Source organism: Stanieria cyanosphaera PCC 7437 (assembly GCF_000317575.1).
Classification (GTDB): Bacteria; Cyanobacteriota; Cyanobacteriia; order Cyanobacteriales; family Xenococcaceae; genus Stanieria; species Stanieria cyanosphaera.
Window position 1 is genome coordinate 4,642,084 of sequence record NC_019748.1, and the last position, 17,826, is coordinate 4,659,909.

Here is a 17,826-nt window from a genome sequence, read left to right on the forward strand (position 1 = left end):
TATTTCTGATAAATTACTTTTACTAGATGATTTGGATTAAATTTATGAAACTACTAGTTATAAGTAATGGTCACGGAGAAGATGTTATTGCTGTTCGTATTGTAGAAAAACTTAAAGTTAATCTTCCTAATTTAGAAATAGCTGCTTTACCAATTGTTGGTGAAGGTAATGCTTATATTAAAAATAATATTGCCCTGGTCGGTCAAGTAAAACAAATGCCTTCTGGTGGTTTTATTTATATGGATAGTAAACAATTTTGGCGCGATCTTCAAGGTGGTTTACTTAAGCTAACTTTAGCCCAATTGAAGATCATACGACAATGGAGTAAAAGTGGTGGTTTCATTTTAGCAGTAGGAGATATTGTTCCTTTATTGTTTGCGTGGTTAAGTAATACTAATTATGCTTTTGTTGGAACTGCTAAATCAGAATATTATTTAAGAGATGAACAAGGATGGTTAAACCGTACTTCTTGGTTAGAACGCTGGTTTGGTTCAGTTTATCTGCCTTGGGAACGTTGGTTAATGAGTCGCGATCGCGCCTTAGCAGTTTTTCCCAGAGATGATTTAACTGCCGAAATTTTAAAACAGTGGTCTATTCCTGTGTACAATTTTGGTAATCCAATGATGGATGGTATTGGTGAAGTAACAGAGATAAAAAAGTTAACAAGTTTAGCAGAAAAACAAACTCTATCTATTTTATTACTACCTGGTTCAAGAATGCCAGAAGCTTTAAATAATTGGCAACAAATTATTGACGCTACTTCAGAAGTTATTAAAACATTTTCATTACAATCAATTCTTTTTATTGCTGCGATCGCGCCAGGTTTAGAGATTTTACCTTTTCAAGAGTATTTATTGTGTCAGGGTTGGAATACAACTTCATTAGCAATTAATTCTCTTCCTATTAATGACCCTCAAGCTGTTATCTTTAGTAAAAAAAATGCTAGCTTAATTCTCACTCAGAATGCTTACAGCGAATCTCTACAACTTGCCGATCTAGCGATCGCAATGGCGGGTACGGCAACCGAACAATTTGTTGGTTTAGGTAAACCTGTCATTACTATGCCAGGAACAGGGCCTCAATTTACAGCTGCTTTTGCCGAGGCGCAAACTCGTTTATTAGGGATTTCAGTTATTTTAGTCGAAAAATCGAACCAAATAGCTCAAAAAATGCTATGTGTACTAAATAATGCAAAATTACTTGAATCTATTGCCATTAATGGTCAACAAAGAATGGGAAAACCAGGTGCTGCTGAGAGAATTGCTGAATGTTTACAACAAGTATTGTTGAAATAATTTAAAACTCTTCAATTATTATTATGTTAATTTTAGTTAACAATGCATAAAAAGCCTTATCTTAGCCAGAGTTAAACAACAAGTAAATCGTTTTAAACTGCTAATAATATTTTTGAACTATTAATGGCTGAGATTAAAAACGCAACCTTAAAGATTATTAATCAAAAAGATTTGGTTGAAATTAAGATTGGCTGTCATGTTTTTTGGACTCAAATGGAGTTATTCCTCAAAACAGAATATATTTTAGAAATTTATTTAAACGCCAATACTTTTACTAAAAATAGTTTGTTTCAAAAGTTTTTTGGTGATTTCAATTATATTCCTAACTTAATTAGTCCTGGTGAAGAAAACCCTTACTTGTTTCAAAAAAAATTAAACCTTGCCTTAAATGAACTAAAAAAAGAGTATCAGTTCAAGAATTTTACAGCTTTTTATGCTAGCCTAAAACTTTATCCCAAAATCAATGAATCAATTGCTGTTACTAATACAGTACAACTAGAGCTTTGAGAGCTTTTTAGTTATCAATAAATAATCAAATATTAAATTAAACAATGAATTTTCAAGCTCAATCAAACTATCAAATTTGGCAAAATAAAGATTTAGCTCATACTTATTTATCAGGAGTCAGAAGTGCGATTCCTTTAGCAAAAGAACAAATTGATTGTCTGTTGAGAATTATTAATCTAACTCAAATAAAAGTTAGTAATTTTTTAGATTTAGGTTGTGGAAATGGTATTTTAAGTCAAGCAATTTGGCAACAATATCCTCAAGCTACAGGAGTATTACTAGATTTTTCTGAAGCCATGCTACAAGAGGCTAAAACTAATCTAAATTCAAAAGTTTATCATGGTATTTTTATTAAACAAGACTTTGGATTAACTCATTGGACTGATGCAATAAAACAATTATCTCCTTTCGATGTGATTGTTTCTGGTTTTGCTATTCATCATCAGCCAGATGAAAGAAAAAAACAAATTTATCAAGAAATTTATCATATTCTTAAACCGGGCGGAGTGTTTTTAAATTTAGAACACGTTATTTCTCAAAGTAACTTTGGAGAAGAAGCTTTTAATGAATTATTTATTGAGCATCTTTACGCTTATCATCAACAACAAAATTCCACTCAATCAAAAGAAGAAATAGCACAACAATATTATCATCGACCTGACAAACAAGCTAATATTTTGGCTAGTGTAGAAAATCAATGTAATTGGTTAAGAGAAATTGGTTTTATCGAGGTGGATTGTTTTTTTAAAATCTTTGAACTAGCCTTATTTGGTGGAGTTAAAGCTAAAAAATAAATTATTACTTACTCAAATCAGATGAAATCGATTGTTAAAAAAGCAACAATATTATTATCTACTTATTATGCTCATATGCTTGAGTATCGAGCAGAGATTTTTTTGTGGGCATTATCAGGTTCGTTACCGATTATATTAATGGGAGTTTGGATTCAAGCTTCCCAATCTGGTAATTTTGGTTTAAGTTCTGTTGATTTTGCTCGCTATTTTTTTAGTATATTTTTAGTTAGGCAATTTACTACAATTTGGGTAATTTGGGAATTTGAGCGAGAAGTAATTGAAGGAAAACTTTCTTTTCATTTACTACAACCAATCGATCCAGTTTGGCATCATGTTGCTAGACATTTAGCTGAAAAATTAACTCGAATTCCTTTCATGTTTTTATTTTGTGGTTTATTTTTTCTGCTTTATCCCGATTCTTTTTGGATACCAAGTCTCAAAAATATTTTCTTATGTAGTCTGGCAATTGTGATGGCGTTCACTTTAAGATTTATTATTCAATATACTTTTGCCATCTTTGCTTTTTGGACAGAAAGAGCTAGTGCAATTCAACAATTTTGGTATTTATTTTATATTTTCTTATCAGGAATGATTGCACCTTTAGAAGTATTTCCTCCTGGGGTGAGAACTATTGTTGATTGGACTCCGTTTCCTTATTTGATGCATTTTCCTGCAGCACTTTTAGTAGGATTACCAACAGATTTTGTTCGTAGTAGTATGATTGTTTTAGGATGGGGAATAATCTTTTTTGTTGCTAATCGTTGGTTATGGAGAAAAGGATTAAAACAATATTCGGGAATGGGAGCTTAATTAAATACGGTTTTTTGTTAATAATTAACGAAATATAAATTTTGCGATCGCTTTAAAAAAATTCTAGAACACTTTAATACTTATGAAAATTTTTGAGTTATTCGATTAACGAAATCAGAAGCTTGAGAAATTAAATTTTCTTCGCAACTAATTTGAGAATTATTTTGTTGTTCAACTGCCTTAATAATTTCTGCTAAATCTGCGTTTCCTTTTCTCGCACCTAATCCATTAATTGAACACTCAATTTGTCTTGCACCAGTAGCTAAAGCAGCGATAGAATTTTCAACGGCTAAACCAAGATCATTGTGACAATGAACTGAAATTATTGCTCGATCTATATTGGAAACTTGATTGACAATCTTAGAAATTAAATTATAAAATTCTTCAGAAGATAAAGTTCCAAAACTATCAGGAATACAAATAGTTTTTGCACCACTATTAATTGCTAATTCTACTGCTTGACAAAGAAAATCTAGTTGAGCATTAACTGCATCGAAAGCTGACCATTGAATATCATCACAATAGTTTCGAGCTAAAGTAATACTATCTTGAATTAACTCTAAAATTTGTTGCTGGTCAAATTTAGATTGTATTTTAGTATTAACGTTAGTATAAATATTAATTCTTCCTCTAGATGCTGGTTTAATAGCTTCACCCAAAGTTTCAATTTCTTTAACTTTAGAACCAGCTAATCCACAAACAATAGACTTAGTAATTACTTGAGAGATAACAAAGACTTCATCAAAATCTTTTTTATAAAAGCCTGGATAACCAACTTCAATAATATCTACTTTTAACTCTTCTAATAGTTGAGCTAGTTGCATTTTTTGCTTAAGATTGATAATGACACCTGGAGTTAATTCTCCATCTCTCATCGTTGTATCAAAAAGAATTATTGGAGATTTCATTTTAAATCGTAATCAAATCTCAATTAACTAACTTTAGATTAATCATAATAAATTAAACAAAATAATTGTTAACTATCATAATTAAAAGTTGATTGCTATCCAAGATAAACAATCAACCCTCAACATAAACTTATCAATTTTAACGTTTACTACTAACCGATGTAGCAATGCTATACTTTCAACTGAATAAAGTATGATTGGTAATTAATACAATTTAAATTTTAAACCTATTACCAAATCTCCCTTATTCAACCAAGATAGCTATATTTTGTTTCTTATCTACTTTGATCTGACAAAGTTTTATTAATCATTAGCCGGCTGCTTGAGCAGGTTTTTGACTAGATGTTCTACTTATACTATTACTAGTGCGGGTAGATGCATCTTCTTCCATTGGTGCAAACTCAATGTGATTAAATAAAGTAGTCACAAAAGCAAATAACAAAAAGGGTAGAGATAAAACTAAAATAATCCCTACGGTAGCTAAAGCGTAAATTTGTCTAGTACTACTCCACAATGCCAAAGTAGTAGCAAGGCTGATAAATATTACAATCAACCATACAATAATCTGACCGTAGATATCGCCAAAAGTCAGAGTACAGATCATCCGATATTTATGCAAATCTTTATCCATGATTGTTTCTGATAATTCTCCTATTATGATTAGGTTAACGCTAGGAAGTTTAATCAGATGATATTTAAATATTTTCCAAAGGGTTGCAACATCTATTTACAATTTACCTAAACTGTCAAAATTTGTTTCAATTCTTAATTCTGAGAAAATTTTTGATTTTTTAGCCTTTTGTTGTTCATTGTAATAGGCTGTATAAAGAACGGGATACTTCAGGAATGTCCTGTCAATCAATTACAATGAGGGAAGAGTAACATGACGGCAAGTTCAGTGGTAGAAGGACGTGACTATACGTTAATTATTGACAAAAGTGGCAGTATGTCCACTAACGATCAACCAGGAGGAAAAACTCGCTGGGATGCAGCACAAGAATCTACTCTTGCTTTAGCTAGAACTTGCGAACAAATCGATCCAGATGGAATTACTGTCTATTTATTTTCTGGTAGATATCGCCGATACGATAATGTAACTTCTGATAAAGTCACTCAGATTTATCAAGAAAATGAACCGATGGGACGTACTGATTTAGCTAGTGTACTTCAAGATGCAGTAGACAACTATTTTAAACGAAAAGTAGCAGGAGAAGCTAAACCCAATGGCGAAACCATTTTAGTTATTACTGACGGCGAACCTGATGATTATAAAGCTGTCATGAGAGTTATTATCGAAGCTTCTCGTCAAATTGAGCGTGATGAAGAATTAGGTATTTCTTTAATTCAGGTAGGGAAAGATCGTAAAGCAACTCAATTTCTTAAAGCTTTAGATGATCAACTAGAATCTGCTGGTGCCAAGTTTGATATTGTCGATACAATCACGATAGATGATATGGAAGATATGACTTTAGCAGAAGTGTTATTAAACGCTATTCACGACTAAGTTTAAAAAGCGATCGCTGTGCTGTTGTTTGACAAGACATCAAGTTGAACCTTTGGCATTATTTTAAGATTTAATTAATCATTGTTTCTGTCTTGTTTATTAAAACTATCTAAGCTTTGCTCAAGCGCGATCGCTTTTCTTTCATAGTAAATATTAAGATATTTTAAATGATCAATATGTCTCAATCTGTACGAGTAGTTGCTCGTGTTATTGCTCTTCCTGACAAAATAGAACAACTGAAAGCAGTTTTAATGGAACTAATTGAACCGACTCGCGCTGAAGTTGGATGTATTCAATACGATTTATTGCAGAATACTTGCGATCCGACAGACTTTACTTTTGTGGAAGAATGGACTTCAACAGCAGCTTTAGAAACTCATCTTACTAGTCCTCATCTTCAGAAAGCTATTAACAAAATTAATGGTTTAGTCGCTCAAAAACCTGATATTCGTCGTTACGAACACATTAGTTGTGATTCTTAATTGATAATTGTACAGACGCGATATGTTGCGTTTTTACTGCTAACTGTAAACTTACCAATGCTTCCTCTTCTTCCTGCGGTTCTTCCTGTTAGCTTAATTATTTTAATTGGTTTTATTGCTGGTCGCACTTTACCATTAGATAATCAAACCGTTTCCAAAATAACTTTATATGTTTTATCTCCAGCCTTAGTTTTTGACAGTTTATACCGAACTACTCTTTCACTTAAAAGTACTCAAGATTTATTAATTGCTTTTGCTTTAACTTCTTGTACAACTTATTTATTAGTTTGGGTAATTAACAAAATTGGGAAACTTACACCTTCTTTACAAAAAGGTTTAATTGCTACGACAATTTTTTCTAACAATGGCAACATCGGTCTTCCTGTCGCTAATTTTGCTTTTGGCGCAGCAGGATTAGAACGAGCGGTGCTTTATATGATTGGTTCAAGCATTCTAATGTTTTGTTTTGGTCCTGCTATTCTTAAAGGCAAGGGACTTGATTATAGTACTCGTTTGATTTTAAAACTTCCTTTGTTTTGGTCAATTTTAGCAGCAGTTGGTTTACGTTTATTATCGTTTAAATTTCCTTTTCAAATTGATTTGGCTATTCAAGAATTAGGACAAGCTGCAATTCCTGTAGCTTTAGTTTTATTGGGAATGCAATTGTCTCATACTCAATTTGAACTAAGAATTAAAGAAATTTTTGCTGCAATGTTACGTTTATTGGTTGCTCCTTTGATTGCTTATTTTATTGGTTTAAATCTTCATTTAGAAAGTTTAAATTTGCAAATTTTAGTCTTACAAAGTGCGATGCCTACCGCAGTTAATTCTTTAGTTTTAGTCACTGAATTTGGTGGTGATGCCAATTTTGTTGCTCGCTCGATTGTGACTTCTACTGTGATGAGTTTTGTAACTCTTCCTTTAGTACTATGGTTATTGTCAATTTATATTTAATTAAAATTAAAACTAATTTATTAATTATTTAAACCCCAATCAACAAAAACCAAGATATTTTTGGTATTTTATCTCTCATTATTTAAAAATAAATGAAACCAAATTTTCAAGAGCAACACGCTATTATTACTGGAGGTTCTAGTGGAATTGGTAAAGCTACAGCCAAACTTCTAGCTCAACTAGGTGCTAATATTTCTATTATTGCTCGCGAACCCTACAAATTATCTCAAGCACAACAAGAAATTCAAGCCTCAACTATTAACTCTCAACAACAAGTTTTAACCTTTGCTGCCGACGTTAGCGATCGCATAGAAAATGAAACTGCAATTCAACAAGCGATCGCTCATTTAGGTAATCCCGATCTCTTAATTACTTCAGCAGGGATAGCCCATCCTGGTTATTTTACCGAAATTCCGCTCGAAATCTTTGAAAAAACTATGGCAGTTAATTATTTTGGCTCATTATATACTATCAAAGCCGTAATTCCTGCAATGGAAAAGCAAGGAAAAGGTCACATCGTCCTAATTTCTTCTGGTGCTGGTTTAATTGGTTTATATGGTTATACTCCTTACTCTCCAAGTAAATTTGCCCTGAGAGGATTAGCTGAAGCCCTCAGAGGCGAGTTAAAACCGAAAAATATTGCAGTATCGATTGTTTATCCTCCCGATACCGATACTCCACAACTGGCAGCCGAAAACCAAACCAAACCCGAAGCTACCAAAAAGATTACCAAAACTGCTCAAATTTGGCAACCAGAAGCTATTGCTCAAGAAATTATTAAAGGAATTAATCACCATCAATTTGCGATCGCACCAGGATTAGAAATAAATATCTTAAATCGCTTTCATAGTTTAATTGCGCCTTTATTAAATTGGTATTTTGATCGCATTGTTGAGCAAGTTAATCAATCTGCTAAGTGAAATAAATTAACTACAATTGGTGATGTCTTCTTTCCTCACTAAAATATTTTATAAACTAAAGTTAGTTTCAAAATCTTTTCTAGTTATCGGTTGATTAATAATTAATCCTTCGCCACCCAAAGTCTCTAAAGGTTTTCCTTCTACTTCAATCCATACCTTTGCGTCCGGATTTAAACTTGTCGCAGTATAGATTACTTGAGCTAATCTACCGCTCATAGCAGCACTACCGCCACCAGAAGTAAACTCTTGAGAAAGATTAATCCGAACGCCATCGGGTTTGGTTTGCAATCCAAGTAATTTGGTTTCTTTAGGAATAGTGGTAGTATACTTCTCACTATCAGGTCCTGACAGCAAATTTTTAAAAGCAGTTTCCAATACCTGATTTGGTTGTACCGACTTTTCAAAAGTCAAGGTAGTAGTAACCAATTCAATTTTATTTTCGGTAGGATTGAGCCAACAAATTTCTACTTGTTTTTCTTGCTTGACTGGTTCAGAAGTAACAGGAGGTTGAACTTCAGTAACAGGAGGATCATTAGCAACAGGAGGAACTGAAGATTGGTTACTCTGCTCCATAGCATATTTTGCCAACCAAGCTGTACCTCCGCCAAGGGCTAAAATAATACCTGCGATGCCAGCTACTAGGGGAAGAGAAAAACGACGACTTTGTTTCTGATTATGCATAGTAGTTTTCCTAATTGAGAAAAAGCTGCTGATTAGTAGTCGAAATTATAGATAATGTAGTCGAAATATAGATAATAAAGTTGCACTAACTCAACTGTTATTTAATCGAGTTTACTAAATTTGAGTCAAAAGTTTCCATTCTGACAAAACCTGCTAGTGCAATTTGCTGTTGATCTATTTCTAATTGTAAAAGTCGAGCAAAAATCCCGTTTTCCTCCAAAGTATTTAAATCTAAGCGATCGCTTATTCCTTGAGCAAATCCCGTTAACAGTCTAGCCGACATTGGACGACCATTTACGATACCAATCGGCTCAACTAACTCTATTTTTCTTCCTGCTACGGTTTTTATCCCCCACTCCAGCTTAAGATTTAATTCTGATTTGCTTTCCTCATCATCTGTTGAACAACTTTGAACCCGATTTTGATGAGCAAAAGAACGACATAAACTAACAGCCAAACTCAAACGATTGCCGTCTTGTAATTCTAGACGAGGATTGATTAACTGATAACTAATAGAAGAGCCTGCTTTACGAGCTATCAAACGATTTAAAGCTTCTTGCAGTTGATTTTGTATTGCTGGTGACTGCAAAGCTCGATTGAGGTCTGCTTCAGTTAAAATTATGCGTACTCCTCCTTGTAGAGGTTGATTTAAAGAAGTTCGCAGTTGTTCTAAATTACCTTTTGATAAATCTTGTAGCTTGACATCGATTGAGTCTGTTTCCAATTCTAAGGTATCAATTCTTAATCCTGGTTGGACTTCTACACCCCGACTCGCCAGTTTAATTCCTCCCAACTTACCAAACACTAGTTGATAACTGGGAGAATTTTCAATTCTAATTGCTAACTCTTCTACCTTGGTCAAATTAGCACTCAAATTATTACTGGCAAGACGTTCAATCGCCCAACCTCCAGGAACTAAAATCGAAAAAAATCCTGCAAGCAGAATGGTTAAAAGTTCCATTAGTAAAAATTTAATCGGGATTAACCCACATTAAAGTTTGTCCGTATTCTACTGGTTCACCATTTTGTACCAAGATTTCCATCACTTGTCCAGAAACTTCAGCTTCAATTTCATTCATCAGCTTCATTGCTTCTATGATACAAACTGTCTGGCCTTTACTAATTCTATCTCCTGTATCGACAAAAGGTGATTCATCTGGTGCAGGAGCGCGATAAAAAGTTCCTACCATAGGAGAAGTAATTTCTACCCATTTTTTATCTATTGCAGGTGCTGGAGAAGTTTCTGGAGTAGAATTTGATAAAACTACAGATTTAGAAGGAACAGGAGGCGGAACAACTTCCGTTACCCCAGGAGTTACTATTGTAGTTGCTGTAGGGGCAATATTTGTCCCCTTGCGTACCATCAATTCAAACTCGTCACTTTTTAAGGTTAACTCTGCAATATCAGTTTGAGCGATCGCTGATAATAACTCTCTAAGTTCTTGAAAATTTATAGACACAAACTATACAACCTAAATTTCTAGCGACTGGTTAGGTTTCGGAGCAATTATATTTTAGCCCCAGCAACCATAATTAAGAGTTGATAACCAAGAAGATAACTCCAAAAAAAATAGAGTTATTCCCTTCCTAAATAAGAGCCATCGCGAGTATCGACTTTAATTCTTTCGCCAATGGAAATAAATAGTGGTACCATTACTTGCGCTCCGGTTTCAACTATAGCGGGTTTCGAGCCTCCTGTCGCAGTATCTCCCTTTACGCCAGGATCGGTATCAACTACTTCTAAAACTACCGAAGTAGGTAAATCAACTTCCATAACTTGCCCGTTCCAAAACAGCACATTAACTTCCATTTCTTCTTTAATGTACTGGACGCGATCGCCAATTTGAGCCGGAGTTAGCCGAGCTTCTTCGTAAGTTTCCATGTCCATAAAGACAAGATCATCTCCTTCTTTATAGGTATGTTGCATCGTTCTTTTTTCTAAATTAGCTTGAGGAACAGTTTCCCCCGCCCGAAATGTCCGTTCAACAACACTCCCTGTTTGAACATTTTTTAACTTAGTTCTTACAAATGCAGAACCTTTACCTGGTTTAACATGAAGAAACTCTACTACTCGCCAGACAGAACCATCTAACTCGATGCTTACGCCAGTGCGAAAATCATTACTAGAAATCATGCAGCTCTTAATACCCAGTCTAGAAAGATCAAAATTCCATTCTACCTGATGAGTGGGTCTCTCTTAATTTAGTAACAATAATAAAAATATTTATGCTTAGTTACTCTTAGGTTTGAAGTTAATAGTAAAGAAATGTTGACAAGAGTAATTAAGAACTAAGAACATACACCTTAGTATGCTTTCTTCTGTGTGAGTAAGAGCAATTAATAAATTTATGAAAACTAAAACAAAAAGTTGGTATCAACTTTTACTCAAAACAACTACTGCTGCTATTTTAGCTCTGCTAATGTTTTTGAGTAGCAGTTTGGTGAATCATCAGAGTGATGCTTTAGCTGGTAGTCGTAAAAGTATGTTGGCACAAGGGGATGCCATTACTGATCCATTAGCGATTCTCAGATATGCTCTTCCAATTGATAACGATACTGTCAGAAAAATCCAAGCAGATCTAGAAGACATTTCTAATCAATTACGTGGTAAACGCTGGGGAACAATTAGTCGGGATGTCAAAGATGCTAAAAATCTTTTAAATTATCGTCGCGAACAATTATTAGCGAGTATTCCGGAAGAACGTCAATCGCAAGCCTCTGCTTTACTAGAACAGATTAATACAGGCATCAGCAAACTTGAATCAGAATTAGAAGCCAAGGATAAAAATGCCATTTCCGAAACTAGAGCGGAAATACTCAACCAAATCGGACAATTAGAAGCTTTGATGGTAACGGGATTTCCTTTTGCCATACCAGAAGAATATACGAACTTACCTCAGTTGCTTGGTCGAGCTACCGTAGAAATAACCACTACCAAGGGAGATTTAACTATTGTAGTTGACGGTTATAGTGCGCCGATCAATGGTGGAAATTTCGTCGATTTGGTACAAAGAGGTTTTTATGACGGTTTGAATTTTATCCGTGCTGAAGATTTTTATGTCTTACAAGCAGGAGATCCTCCAGGCGAAGAGGAAGGTTTTATCGATCCTAAAACTAATCAATATCGAGCAATTCCTTTAGAAGTCTTGGTTAAAAATGATCCTGAACCAGTATATGGCGTTACTTTAGAAGAACTTGGTCGTTATTTAGACCAACCTGTACTGCCATTTAATGCTTATGGTGCAGTAGCTTTAGCTCGTCCAGCCAATGATCCTAATGGTGGTTCTTCTCAATTCTTTTTCTTCAAGTTTGATACCGAATTAACTCCTCCTGGTTATAACTTGATGGATGGACGTTATTCTGTCTTTGGTTATGTAGTTAAAGGAAAAGAGGTGTTAGAAGAGTTAACTGCGGACGATAAAATTATTTCAGCTAAGGTGATCGATGGTTTGGATAATTTAGTTCAACCCAAGGCTGGCTAGCAATAACTTCCGTCGATCATAAGGGGATGGTTGGGTTTGACTAGCAGAGGTGAAGGGAAGCTTCGGGTGCGACAGAAGCAACAACAAGCCTAGCGCAGCGAATCTATCTGTGAATGGTGAAGGTGCAATAGGAGAATTTACAAACAATAATAGTAGGTTTCTCCAGACCCTTCACTTCTATTTTTGACTAAAATAGCCCTACCTTATATCTCCAACCTTCTTTTTTTTCTCTAAAAATGCAGTTAGTTAAAGATATTGGTGAACAAGGATTACTCGCCAAACTACAGCTTTTTTGTGACGCTGAGATTGTTGGTGATGATGGGGCAATACTAGCTCTTCAACCTAAACACCAATTAGTGGTGACAACAGATGTCTTAGTTGATCAAATTCATTTTTGCGATCGCACTACCACTGCTTTTGATGTGGGTTGGCGTGCAGCAGCAGCTAATCTTTCAGATTTGGCAGCGATGGGAGCTAGTCCTTTAGGAATTACAGTTGGTTTAGCTTTACCTGGAGAAGTTACTATCGCTTGGGTAGAAGAACTTTATCAGGGTTTATTTGAATGTTTACAGCAATTTAATACTCCAATTGTCGGAGGAGATCTTTGTCGTTCTTCTGTCACTACGGTTAGTATTACTGCTTTAGGGGAAGTCACCCCAGATAAAATCATTCGTCGTAGCAATGCTCAAGTCGGTGATGCAGTCGTAATTACTGGCTATCATGGGCTTTCACGGGCTGGTTTAGAATTGTTACTCAATCCTACTTTAGGTAAAAACCTTGACCGCCAAGAAAAAGAATTTTTAATTCAAGCTCATCAAAAACCTCAACCCAGATTAGACGTAATTTCCAAGCTACAAAAAATTGATTGTTCCTCAATAGAGATCGCAGGAATGGATAGTAGTGATGGTTTAGCCGATGCTATTGTACAAATTTGTCGTTCCAGTAAAGTTGGTGCCATCATAGAAGCAAATACAATTTTACTACAGCCTAGTTTGTTTAAACTAGTTGACTCAAAGCAAGTTTGGGAGTGGATCTTGTATGGCGGAGAAGATTTTGAGCTAGTTCTTTGTTTGCCTTTTCAATTTGCTCAAGCTTTAATTAACCAGTTAAATACAGGTGCAGCTATTATTGGACAAATTACTGCTGAAGAACAAGTAGTTTTGACAGATAGTAACAAGTCAAATTTTTCCCAAGTATTAACTTTAGCTAAAGGATTCCAACACTTTTGAATTTTAATGTTTAATTCAAATGAAATCCAAAAATTACTAGCATTGCGCTGGTAGAAATAAGCTCAAAATGGGAATGCTAGGTCTGTAAGGAGCAGTTAAGCGAGTTTGTTGAATAGCTTAAGTCTAAAGCCAACAAACTTTGAATTGTGAGGAAGTGATCAATTTAGACAAACGTTAAAATGGTCTATTCAATTTTTTGAATCTTCTTCATCTACTTGACAACCTTGACGGAGTGCGCTCCGCGCCCCGTCTGGGATAACAACCTTAGCGTTGATAAGCTGGGGAAGACCCCTCACCTGATTTAGGAGCAGGAATATTTAGCTGATACTATGCCACATTTAGCAGAATCATATCAGATTAAAGAACAAATAATTCAGGTCATCTTGACTGACTCCAATTCCCAAACTATCTTGTCTCATATAGCCGGTCAGATAGGTAACTTTTTTCAGGTTGATGGTTGTGCTGTCATTTACACCCCTAGTACTTCGGCTAATAACAGTCAAATAGGTATTTGGTCTGGACAAAATTTCACGCTTGATTGCCAAGCAATATTAGATTTTTATCAGCAGTTTGAGCATCGAGATTCTGATCGTGATCAAGGCATGGAAGTTTCTTGTACACACAACCCTTTATCTAGCTGTGGACTCCATCTATTCAAAGACAGTTTAAAGAAGTCTTTTGCGAGCGCAGATTTAAGTAAAGAATCTCTCAGTTGGTTAACAATTGAAGAGCGAGAAAAGTTTCCCATTCAAGCTTTATTAGGCATGGTTATTAACGACCGCGTCAAGGGAGCAATTTTACTATTTAAATCTCAGCCCTATCAATGGAATAGTTCCGAACACTTATTATTGCAATCAGTTTCAGAATCCGTGGTAATTGCTTTTTCTCAAATTCAACTACAACAACAAGCACAACTGAAAACTAGATATCAAACTCTCCTCAACCACCTCAGCAGAGAAATGAGTCAAATATCAGATTTAAATTCTTTGCTGAATTTAACTTTGGCAGAAATTGGCAAAGCTCTTGGGGTAGATCGTGGTCTAATTTTCATGCTTAAATACAAAGACCCACTCTTGGCACAAAAAAACCGTCATCGACTTAAAGCTACCGTACAATTGAATTATCATTGGTTGCAACAACCATCAAGCGATCGCCATAAGCTTAATTATTCTTTTAACTTAACTGATTCTGCTTGGCTTGAACGAGCAATTCAACAAGCACCTCAACCATTAGCAATTTCGGATCATGCCGTTTTTCCAGATTTTAGCGACCCTAATTTACCCGAATTTTTTAGAGCCGAGAATTCGTCTTCCTTGTTAATTATGCCTCTAATGGGAAGTGTAACTAGCGAATCTCAATCTTCTTTAGTCTTAGGATTTTTAGTATTACAACAAAATCAACCCAGATTGTGGTTGAGCGATGAATTAGATTTAATTAACTGGATTGCTATTCAAATTAGCACTTCTTTGATTCATCAACAAACCTTAACTCAAGTACAGTCAATTGTTGAAGAAAGAACGGCTCAACTGAAATGGAGTTTGGATGTTCAAGCGAAATTATCCGAAAAAATGCGCCAGCAAATTGACCAATTACGGCAATTAAACGAGCTTAAAGATGATTTTCTTAGTAGCATGAGTCATGAGTTAAAAACTCCTTTAACAAGCATGAAGATTGCCATTAAGATGTTACGTCAACCTCAATTATCTGAAGAACTGCGAGAAAAATATTTAAATATTCTTGAACAGGAATGGCATCGGGAATATAACTTAATTAAAGATTTGTTAACTCTACAACAAGTAGAATCAGGCGAATTTAGTTTCCATCCTCAAGAATTAAATTTAAACCAAATTATTGGTGAATTGGCTGAAGCTTTTACTAAAAAATGGCAGTTTGATAAAGGATTAACCCTCAAAACTAATTTGTCTGACTCAGAACTTAAATTTTATACTGATTCTGAAAGTTTACAGCATATTTTAACGGAATTACTATTAAACGCTGGTAAATATTCTGATCCAGATACTACTATCGATTTGCAAGCAGAATGTCATCCGACTTTGCAAGGACAAACCATGACTATTGTAATTGTCAATCGTGGTGCTGGTATTACACCAGAAGAATTACCTCATATTTTTGATAAGTTTCGTCGAGGCAAAGGAGTTACGAATCGTGCCGTACCTGGTACTGGTTTAGGTTTGGCTTTGGTAAAATATTTAGTCGAGCATCTCAACGGCTCAATTGAGGTTACTAGTGAACCAGTGGAGCATTCTACCGTGTTTTTAACTACTTTTACGATTAAATTACCTCAGTTGCAAATAGTTTAATGGCTTTAGTTATTAAAGCTATACTTTATACTTGTTAAATATTAATTACCTTAAAAGTGAGCATAAGAATAGCGAATTTTTATGAATCAGCAGGGCAAAATCATGCTTAAAAAGACCAACCTGCCTCAGTCATCTAAGGCTAATTATCGCTATTCACCATTTACTCGCCAGTTAATGATCTTTCAGGTTGCTATCAGATTACTTTTGTTTTTGTGGCAAGATCGATTAACTGGAAATAATTCTAGTCGACAAAGACATCGAAGAGCGAAATGGTTGGTTAAAAAATTGCTGATTTTAGGGCCAACTTTTATTAAAATTGGACAGGCTTTATCAACTCGTGCTGATCTGATTCCTTTAGAATATGTGCAGGAATTAAGTTTATTACAAGACCGAGTTCCGCCTTTTAGTTCAGAGTTAGCAGTAGCAGTAATTGAAGCAGAATTAGGGAAACCTTTATATACTTTATTTAGGGATTTTGAATCAATTCCTTTGGCTGCTGCTTCTTTAGGACAAGTACATAAAGCAAGATTGCATACAGGCGAAGATGTCGTTGTTAAAATTCAACGTCCTGGTTTAGAAGCATTATTTAATCTTGATTTTGAACTTTTACATCGTTTAGTTAGATTGGGTAATCGATTTTTGCCTAAGCTAAGAAAGTATAATTTGGAAGCAATTTATCAAGAGTTTTTTGAGCTTTTATACCAAGAAATAGATTATATTCACGAAGGAAAAAATGCCGACCGCTTTCGAGAAAATTTTAGAACTTATAATCGTGTTTTAGTACCTCAAGTTTATTGGGAATATACAACTAAAAAAGTTTTAACTCTTGAATATGTTCCAGGAATCAAAATAGACGATCGCCCTACTTTAGAAGCAAGTCAAATAAATACAAAAGACGTAATTCAATTAGGTATTACTTGTTATCTTAAACAACTATTAGAAGATGGCTTTTTTCAATCGGATCCCCATCCAGGAAATATGGCAGTAAGTCGCAGGGGAGAAATTATTTTTTATGATTTTGGCACGATGGCAGAAGTTAAAGCGATCGCACAAGATCAAATGGTAAAAACTTTTTTTGCTGTTTTAAAAAAGGATACTGATGAAGTAATTCAAACTTTAATTTATATGGGGTTAATTGAACCAGTTGCAGACATGACTCCAATAAAAAGAATGGTTAATTTTTTATTAGAAGAATTTCGAGATAAACCAATTGATGTAAGAGCATTTGAACAGTTAAGTGGTGAAATTTATTTAATGTTTGAACAGCAGCCATTTCGTTTACCACCACAAATGACTTTTATTATCAAATCTTTAACTACTTTGGATGGGATCGCTCGCGCTCTCGATCCTCAATATAATCTTTTAGCAGCAGCACAACCTTTTCTCAAAAATATTGCTTTTACTCAACAACAGGGAAATTTATTAGGAACTTTAGCTAAGCAAACTAAGAATTTTATTCAATATAAATTAAATCAACCAAGTCGTACTGAGTTATCAATTAATCGTTTGGAATCTCGTTTAGAATTAGGAGAATTGCAAGTCCGTGTTCGTTCTTTAGAAAGCGAGCGTGCTTTAAAAAAAATTCAGTTAGGAATTAAAAGTTTAATTTATACTTGTTTAGCAGGTTTCACTTTAATTGCAGCAGCAATTTTGTTGGTTGGTACTTATAAACAAGTTGCTTTAATTTTGTTTGGTTTGTCAGGTTTGTGGTTTTTATTATTATTAAAATCTTTAATTAATTTAGCTTTTCAAGAAAAAGTAGATAAAATTATTCAAAAATAATTGTTAATTTCTAGTTGATAATTGATAGAAAATCCGATTACCAAATTACACATTTATTAATGCCCATGACTGAAAAACAGCAAGGGTTGTACAATTATTGTTTGTAGGTTATGTAAATAAAATTTGGTATGATAACTTGTAACAAACATTTTCAACG

18 protein-coding genes are annotated in these 17,826 nt (G+C 34.5%); 12 read left to right on the forward strand and 6 right to left on the reverse strand.

The window, feature by feature from the left end:
- Positions 1-44 precede the first annotated feature (44 nt).
- The 4 genes from STA7437_RS20335 to STA7437_RS20350 all read left to right on the forward strand — a co-directional run bounded on the left by STA7437_RS20335 (position 45) and on the right by STA7437_RS20350 (position 3,406).
- Complete coding sequence (locus tag STA7437_RS20335) at positions 45-1,295, forward strand: lipid-A-disaccharide synthase-related protein (RefSeq protein ID WP_041620237.1); 1,251 nt, start codon at positions 45-47, stop codon at positions 1,293-1,295.
- A gap of 123 nt (positions 1,296-1,418) precedes the next feature.
- Positions 1,419-1,802, forward strand: a complete 384-nt coding sequence (locus STA7437_RS20340; protein WP_015195270.1) for a hypothetical protein — start codon at positions 1,419-1,421, stop codon at positions 1,800-1,802.
- A gap of 44 nt (positions 1,803-1,846) precedes the next feature.
- A complete protein-coding gene (locus STA7437_RS20345) occupies positions 1,847-2,596 on the forward strand; it encodes a class I SAM-dependent methyltransferase (protein WP_015195271.1) in 750 nt (249 codons plus the stop codon).
- A 21-nt stretch (positions 2,597-2,617) separates the two neighbouring features.
- Positions 2,618-3,406, forward strand: a complete 789-nt coding sequence (locus tag STA7437_RS20350) for an ABC transporter permease (protein ID WP_015195272.1) — start codon at positions 2,618-2,620, stop codon at positions 3,404-3,406.
- Between the two features lie 80 nt (positions 3,407-3,486).
- Here STA7437_RS20350 and STA7437_RS20355 read toward each other — a convergent pair whose 3' ends face one another.
- Both STA7437_RS20355 and STA7437_RS20360 read right to left on the reverse strand, forming a co-directional pair.
- Positions 3,487-4,314 (reverse strand): beta/alpha barrel domain-containing protein, encoded by an 828-nt coding sequence (locus STA7437_RS20355; RefSeq protein WP_015195273.1) that lies wholly within the window; start codon positions 4,312-4,314, stop codon positions 3,487-3,489.
- 310 nt (positions 4,315-4,624) lie between these two features.
- A complete protein-coding gene (locus STA7437_RS20360; RefSeq protein ID WP_015195274.1) occupies positions 4,625-4,945 on the reverse strand; it encodes a hypothetical protein in 321 nt (106 codons plus the stop codon).
- A gap of 252 nt (positions 4,946-5,197) precedes the next feature.
- Here STA7437_RS20360 and STA7437_RS20365 point away from each other — a divergent pair, with 252 nt between their 5' ends.
- The 4 genes from STA7437_RS20365 to STA7437_RS20380 all read left to right on the forward strand — a co-directional run bounded on the left by STA7437_RS20365 (position 5,198) and on the right by STA7437_RS20380 (position 8,174).
- The gene (locus STA7437_RS20365; RefSeq protein WP_015195275.1) at positions 5,198-5,818 is read left to right on the forward strand and encodes a vWA domain-containing protein; all 621 of its coding nucleotides are present in this window, start codon (positions 5,198-5,200) and stop codon (positions 5,816-5,818) included.
- A 176-nt stretch (positions 5,819-5,994) separates the two neighbouring features.
- On the forward strand, positions 5,995-6,300 hold the full coding sequence (locus STA7437_RS20370) for a putative quinol monooxygenase (protein WP_015195276.1): 306 nt from the start codon (positions 5,995-5,997) through the stop codon (positions 6,298-6,300).
- A gap of 57 nt (positions 6,301-6,357) precedes the next feature.
- The gene (locus STA7437_RS20375) at positions 6,358-7,254 is read left to right on the forward strand and encodes an AEC family transporter (protein ID WP_015195277.1); all 897 of its coding nucleotides are present in this window, start codon (positions 6,358-6,360) and stop codon (positions 7,252-7,254) included.
- A gap of 92 nt (positions 7,255-7,346) precedes the next feature.
- Entirely contained in the window at positions 7,347-8,174 is an 828-nt protein-coding gene (locus tag STA7437_RS20380) for an SDR family oxidoreductase (RefSeq protein WP_015195278.1), read from the forward strand.
- A gap of 48 nt (positions 8,175-8,222) precedes the next feature.
- Here STA7437_RS20380 and STA7437_RS20385 read toward each other — a convergent pair whose 3' ends face one another.
- The 4 genes from STA7437_RS20385 to efp form a co-directional block, all read right to left on the reverse strand.
- Positions 8,223-8,855: a GerMN domain-containing protein gene (locus STA7437_RS20385; protein ID WP_015195279.1), complete on the reverse strand. Its 633-nt coding sequence runs from the start codon at positions 8,853-8,855 to the stop codon at positions 8,223-8,225.
- 97 nt (positions 8,856-8,952) lie between these two features.
- A complete protein-coding gene (locus tag STA7437_RS20390; RefSeq protein ID WP_015195280.1) occupies positions 8,953-9,816 on the reverse strand; it encodes an LmeA family phospholipid-binding protein in 864 nt (287 codons plus the stop codon).
- Positions 9,817-9,826: 10 nt separating this feature from the next.
- Entirely contained in the window at positions 9,827-10,315 is a 489-nt protein-coding gene (accB, locus tag STA7437_RS20395; protein WP_015195281.1) for an acetyl-CoA carboxylase biotin carboxyl carrier protein, read from the reverse strand.
- A 116-nt stretch (positions 10,316-10,431) separates the two neighbouring features.
- The gene (gene efp / locus STA7437_RS20400) at positions 10,432-10,989 is read right to left on the reverse strand and encodes an elongation factor P (protein WP_015195282.1); all 558 of its coding nucleotides are present in this window, start codon (positions 10,987-10,989) and stop codon (positions 10,432-10,434) included.
- A gap of 214 nt (positions 10,990-11,203) precedes the next feature.
- Between efp and STA7437_RS20405 the strand changes: the two genes are divergently transcribed.
- The 4 genes from STA7437_RS20405 (at position 11,204) to STA7437_RS20420 (ending at position 17,669) form a co-directional block, all read left to right on the forward strand.
- On the forward strand, positions 11,204-12,337 hold the full coding sequence (locus STA7437_RS20405) for a peptidylprolyl isomerase (protein WP_015195283.1): 1,134 nt from the start codon (positions 11,204-11,206) through the stop codon (positions 12,335-12,337).
- Between the two features lie 236 nt (positions 12,338-12,573).
- Positions 12,574-13,566: a thiamine-phosphate kinase gene (gene thiL / locus STA7437_RS20410; protein ID WP_015195284.1), complete on the forward strand. Its 993-nt coding sequence runs from the start codon at positions 12,574-12,576 to the stop codon at positions 13,564-13,566.
- Positions 13,567-13,895: 329 nt separating this feature from the next.
- On the forward strand, positions 13,896-15,887 hold the full coding sequence (locus STA7437_RS20415) for a GAF domain-containing sensor histidine kinase (protein WP_015195285.1): 1,992 nt from the start codon (positions 13,896-13,898) through the stop codon (positions 15,885-15,887).
- A 102-nt stretch (positions 15,888-15,989) separates the two neighbouring features.
- The gene (locus STA7437_RS20420; protein ID WP_041620242.1) at positions 15,990-17,669 is read left to right on the forward strand and encodes an ABC1 kinase family protein; all 1,680 of its coding nucleotides are present in this window, start codon (positions 15,990-15,992) and stop codon (positions 17,667-17,669) included.
- Positions 17,670-17,826: the final 157 nt, after the last annotated feature.

Excerpts from the sequence above, each read along its gene's own strand:
- STA7437_RS20335 (WP_041620237.1), top strand. The coding sequence starts at position 45 with ATGAAACTACTAGTTATAAGTAATGGTCACGGAGAAGATGTTATTGCT.
- STA7437_RS20340 (WP_015195270.1), top strand. The coding sequence starts at position 1,419 with ATGGCTGAGATTAAAAACGCAACCTTAAAGATTATTAATCAAAAAGAT.
- STA7437_RS20345 (WP_015195271.1), top strand. The coding sequence starts at position 1,847 with ATGAATTTTCAAGCTCAATCAAACTATCAAATTTGGCAAAATAAAGAT.
- STA7437_RS20350 (WP_015195272.1), top strand. The coding sequence starts at position 2,618 with ATGAAATCGATTGTTAAAAAAGCAACAATATTATTATCTACTTATTAT.
- STA7437_RS20355 (WP_015195273.1), bottom strand. The coding sequence starts at position 4,314 with ATGAAATCTCCAATAATTCTTTTTGATACAACGATGAGAGATGGAGAA.
- STA7437_RS20360 (WP_015195274.1), bottom strand. The coding sequence starts at position 4,945 with ATGGATAAAGATTTGCATAAATATCGGATGATCTGTACTCTGACTTTT.
- STA7437_RS20365 (WP_015195275.1), top strand. The coding sequence starts at position 5,198 with ATGACGGCAAGTTCAGTGGTAGAAGGACGTGACTATACGTTAATTATT.
- STA7437_RS20370 (WP_015195276.1), top strand. The coding sequence starts at position 5,995 with ATGTCTCAATCTGTACGAGTAGTTGCTCGTGTTATTGCTCTTCCTGAC.
- STA7437_RS20375 (WP_015195277.1), top strand. The coding sequence starts at position 6,358 with ATGCTTCCTCTTCTTCCTGCGGTTCTTCCTGTTAGCTTAATTATTTTA.
- STA7437_RS20380 (WP_015195278.1), top strand. The coding sequence starts at position 7,347 with ATGAAACCAAATTTTCAAGAGCAACACGCTATTATTACTGGAGGTTCT.
- STA7437_RS20385 (WP_015195279.1), bottom strand. The coding sequence starts at position 8,855 with ATGCATAATCAGAAACAAAGTCGTCGTTTTTCTCTTCCCCTAGTAGCT.
- STA7437_RS20390 (WP_015195280.1), bottom strand. The coding sequence starts at position 9,816 with ATGGAACTTTTAACCATTCTGCTTGCAGGATTTTTTTCGATTTTAGTT.
- efp (WP_015195282.1), bottom strand. The coding sequence starts at position 10,989 with ATGATTTCTAGTAATGATTTTCGCACTGGCGTAAGCATCGAGTTAGAT.
- STA7437_RS20405 (WP_015195283.1), top strand. The coding sequence starts at position 11,204 with ATGAAAACTAAAACAAAAAGTTGGTATCAACTTTTACTCAAAACAACT.
- thiL (WP_015195284.1), top strand. The coding sequence starts at position 12,574 with ATGCAGTTAGTTAAAGATATTGGTGAACAAGGATTACTCGCCAAACTA.
- STA7437_RS20415 (WP_015195285.1), top strand. The coding sequence starts at position 13,896 with ATGCCACATTTAGCAGAATCATATCAGATTAAAGAACAAATAATTCAG.
- STA7437_RS20420 (WP_041620242.1), top strand. The coding sequence starts at position 15,990 with ATGCTTAAAAAGACCAACCTGCCTCAGTCATCTAAGGCTAATTATCGC.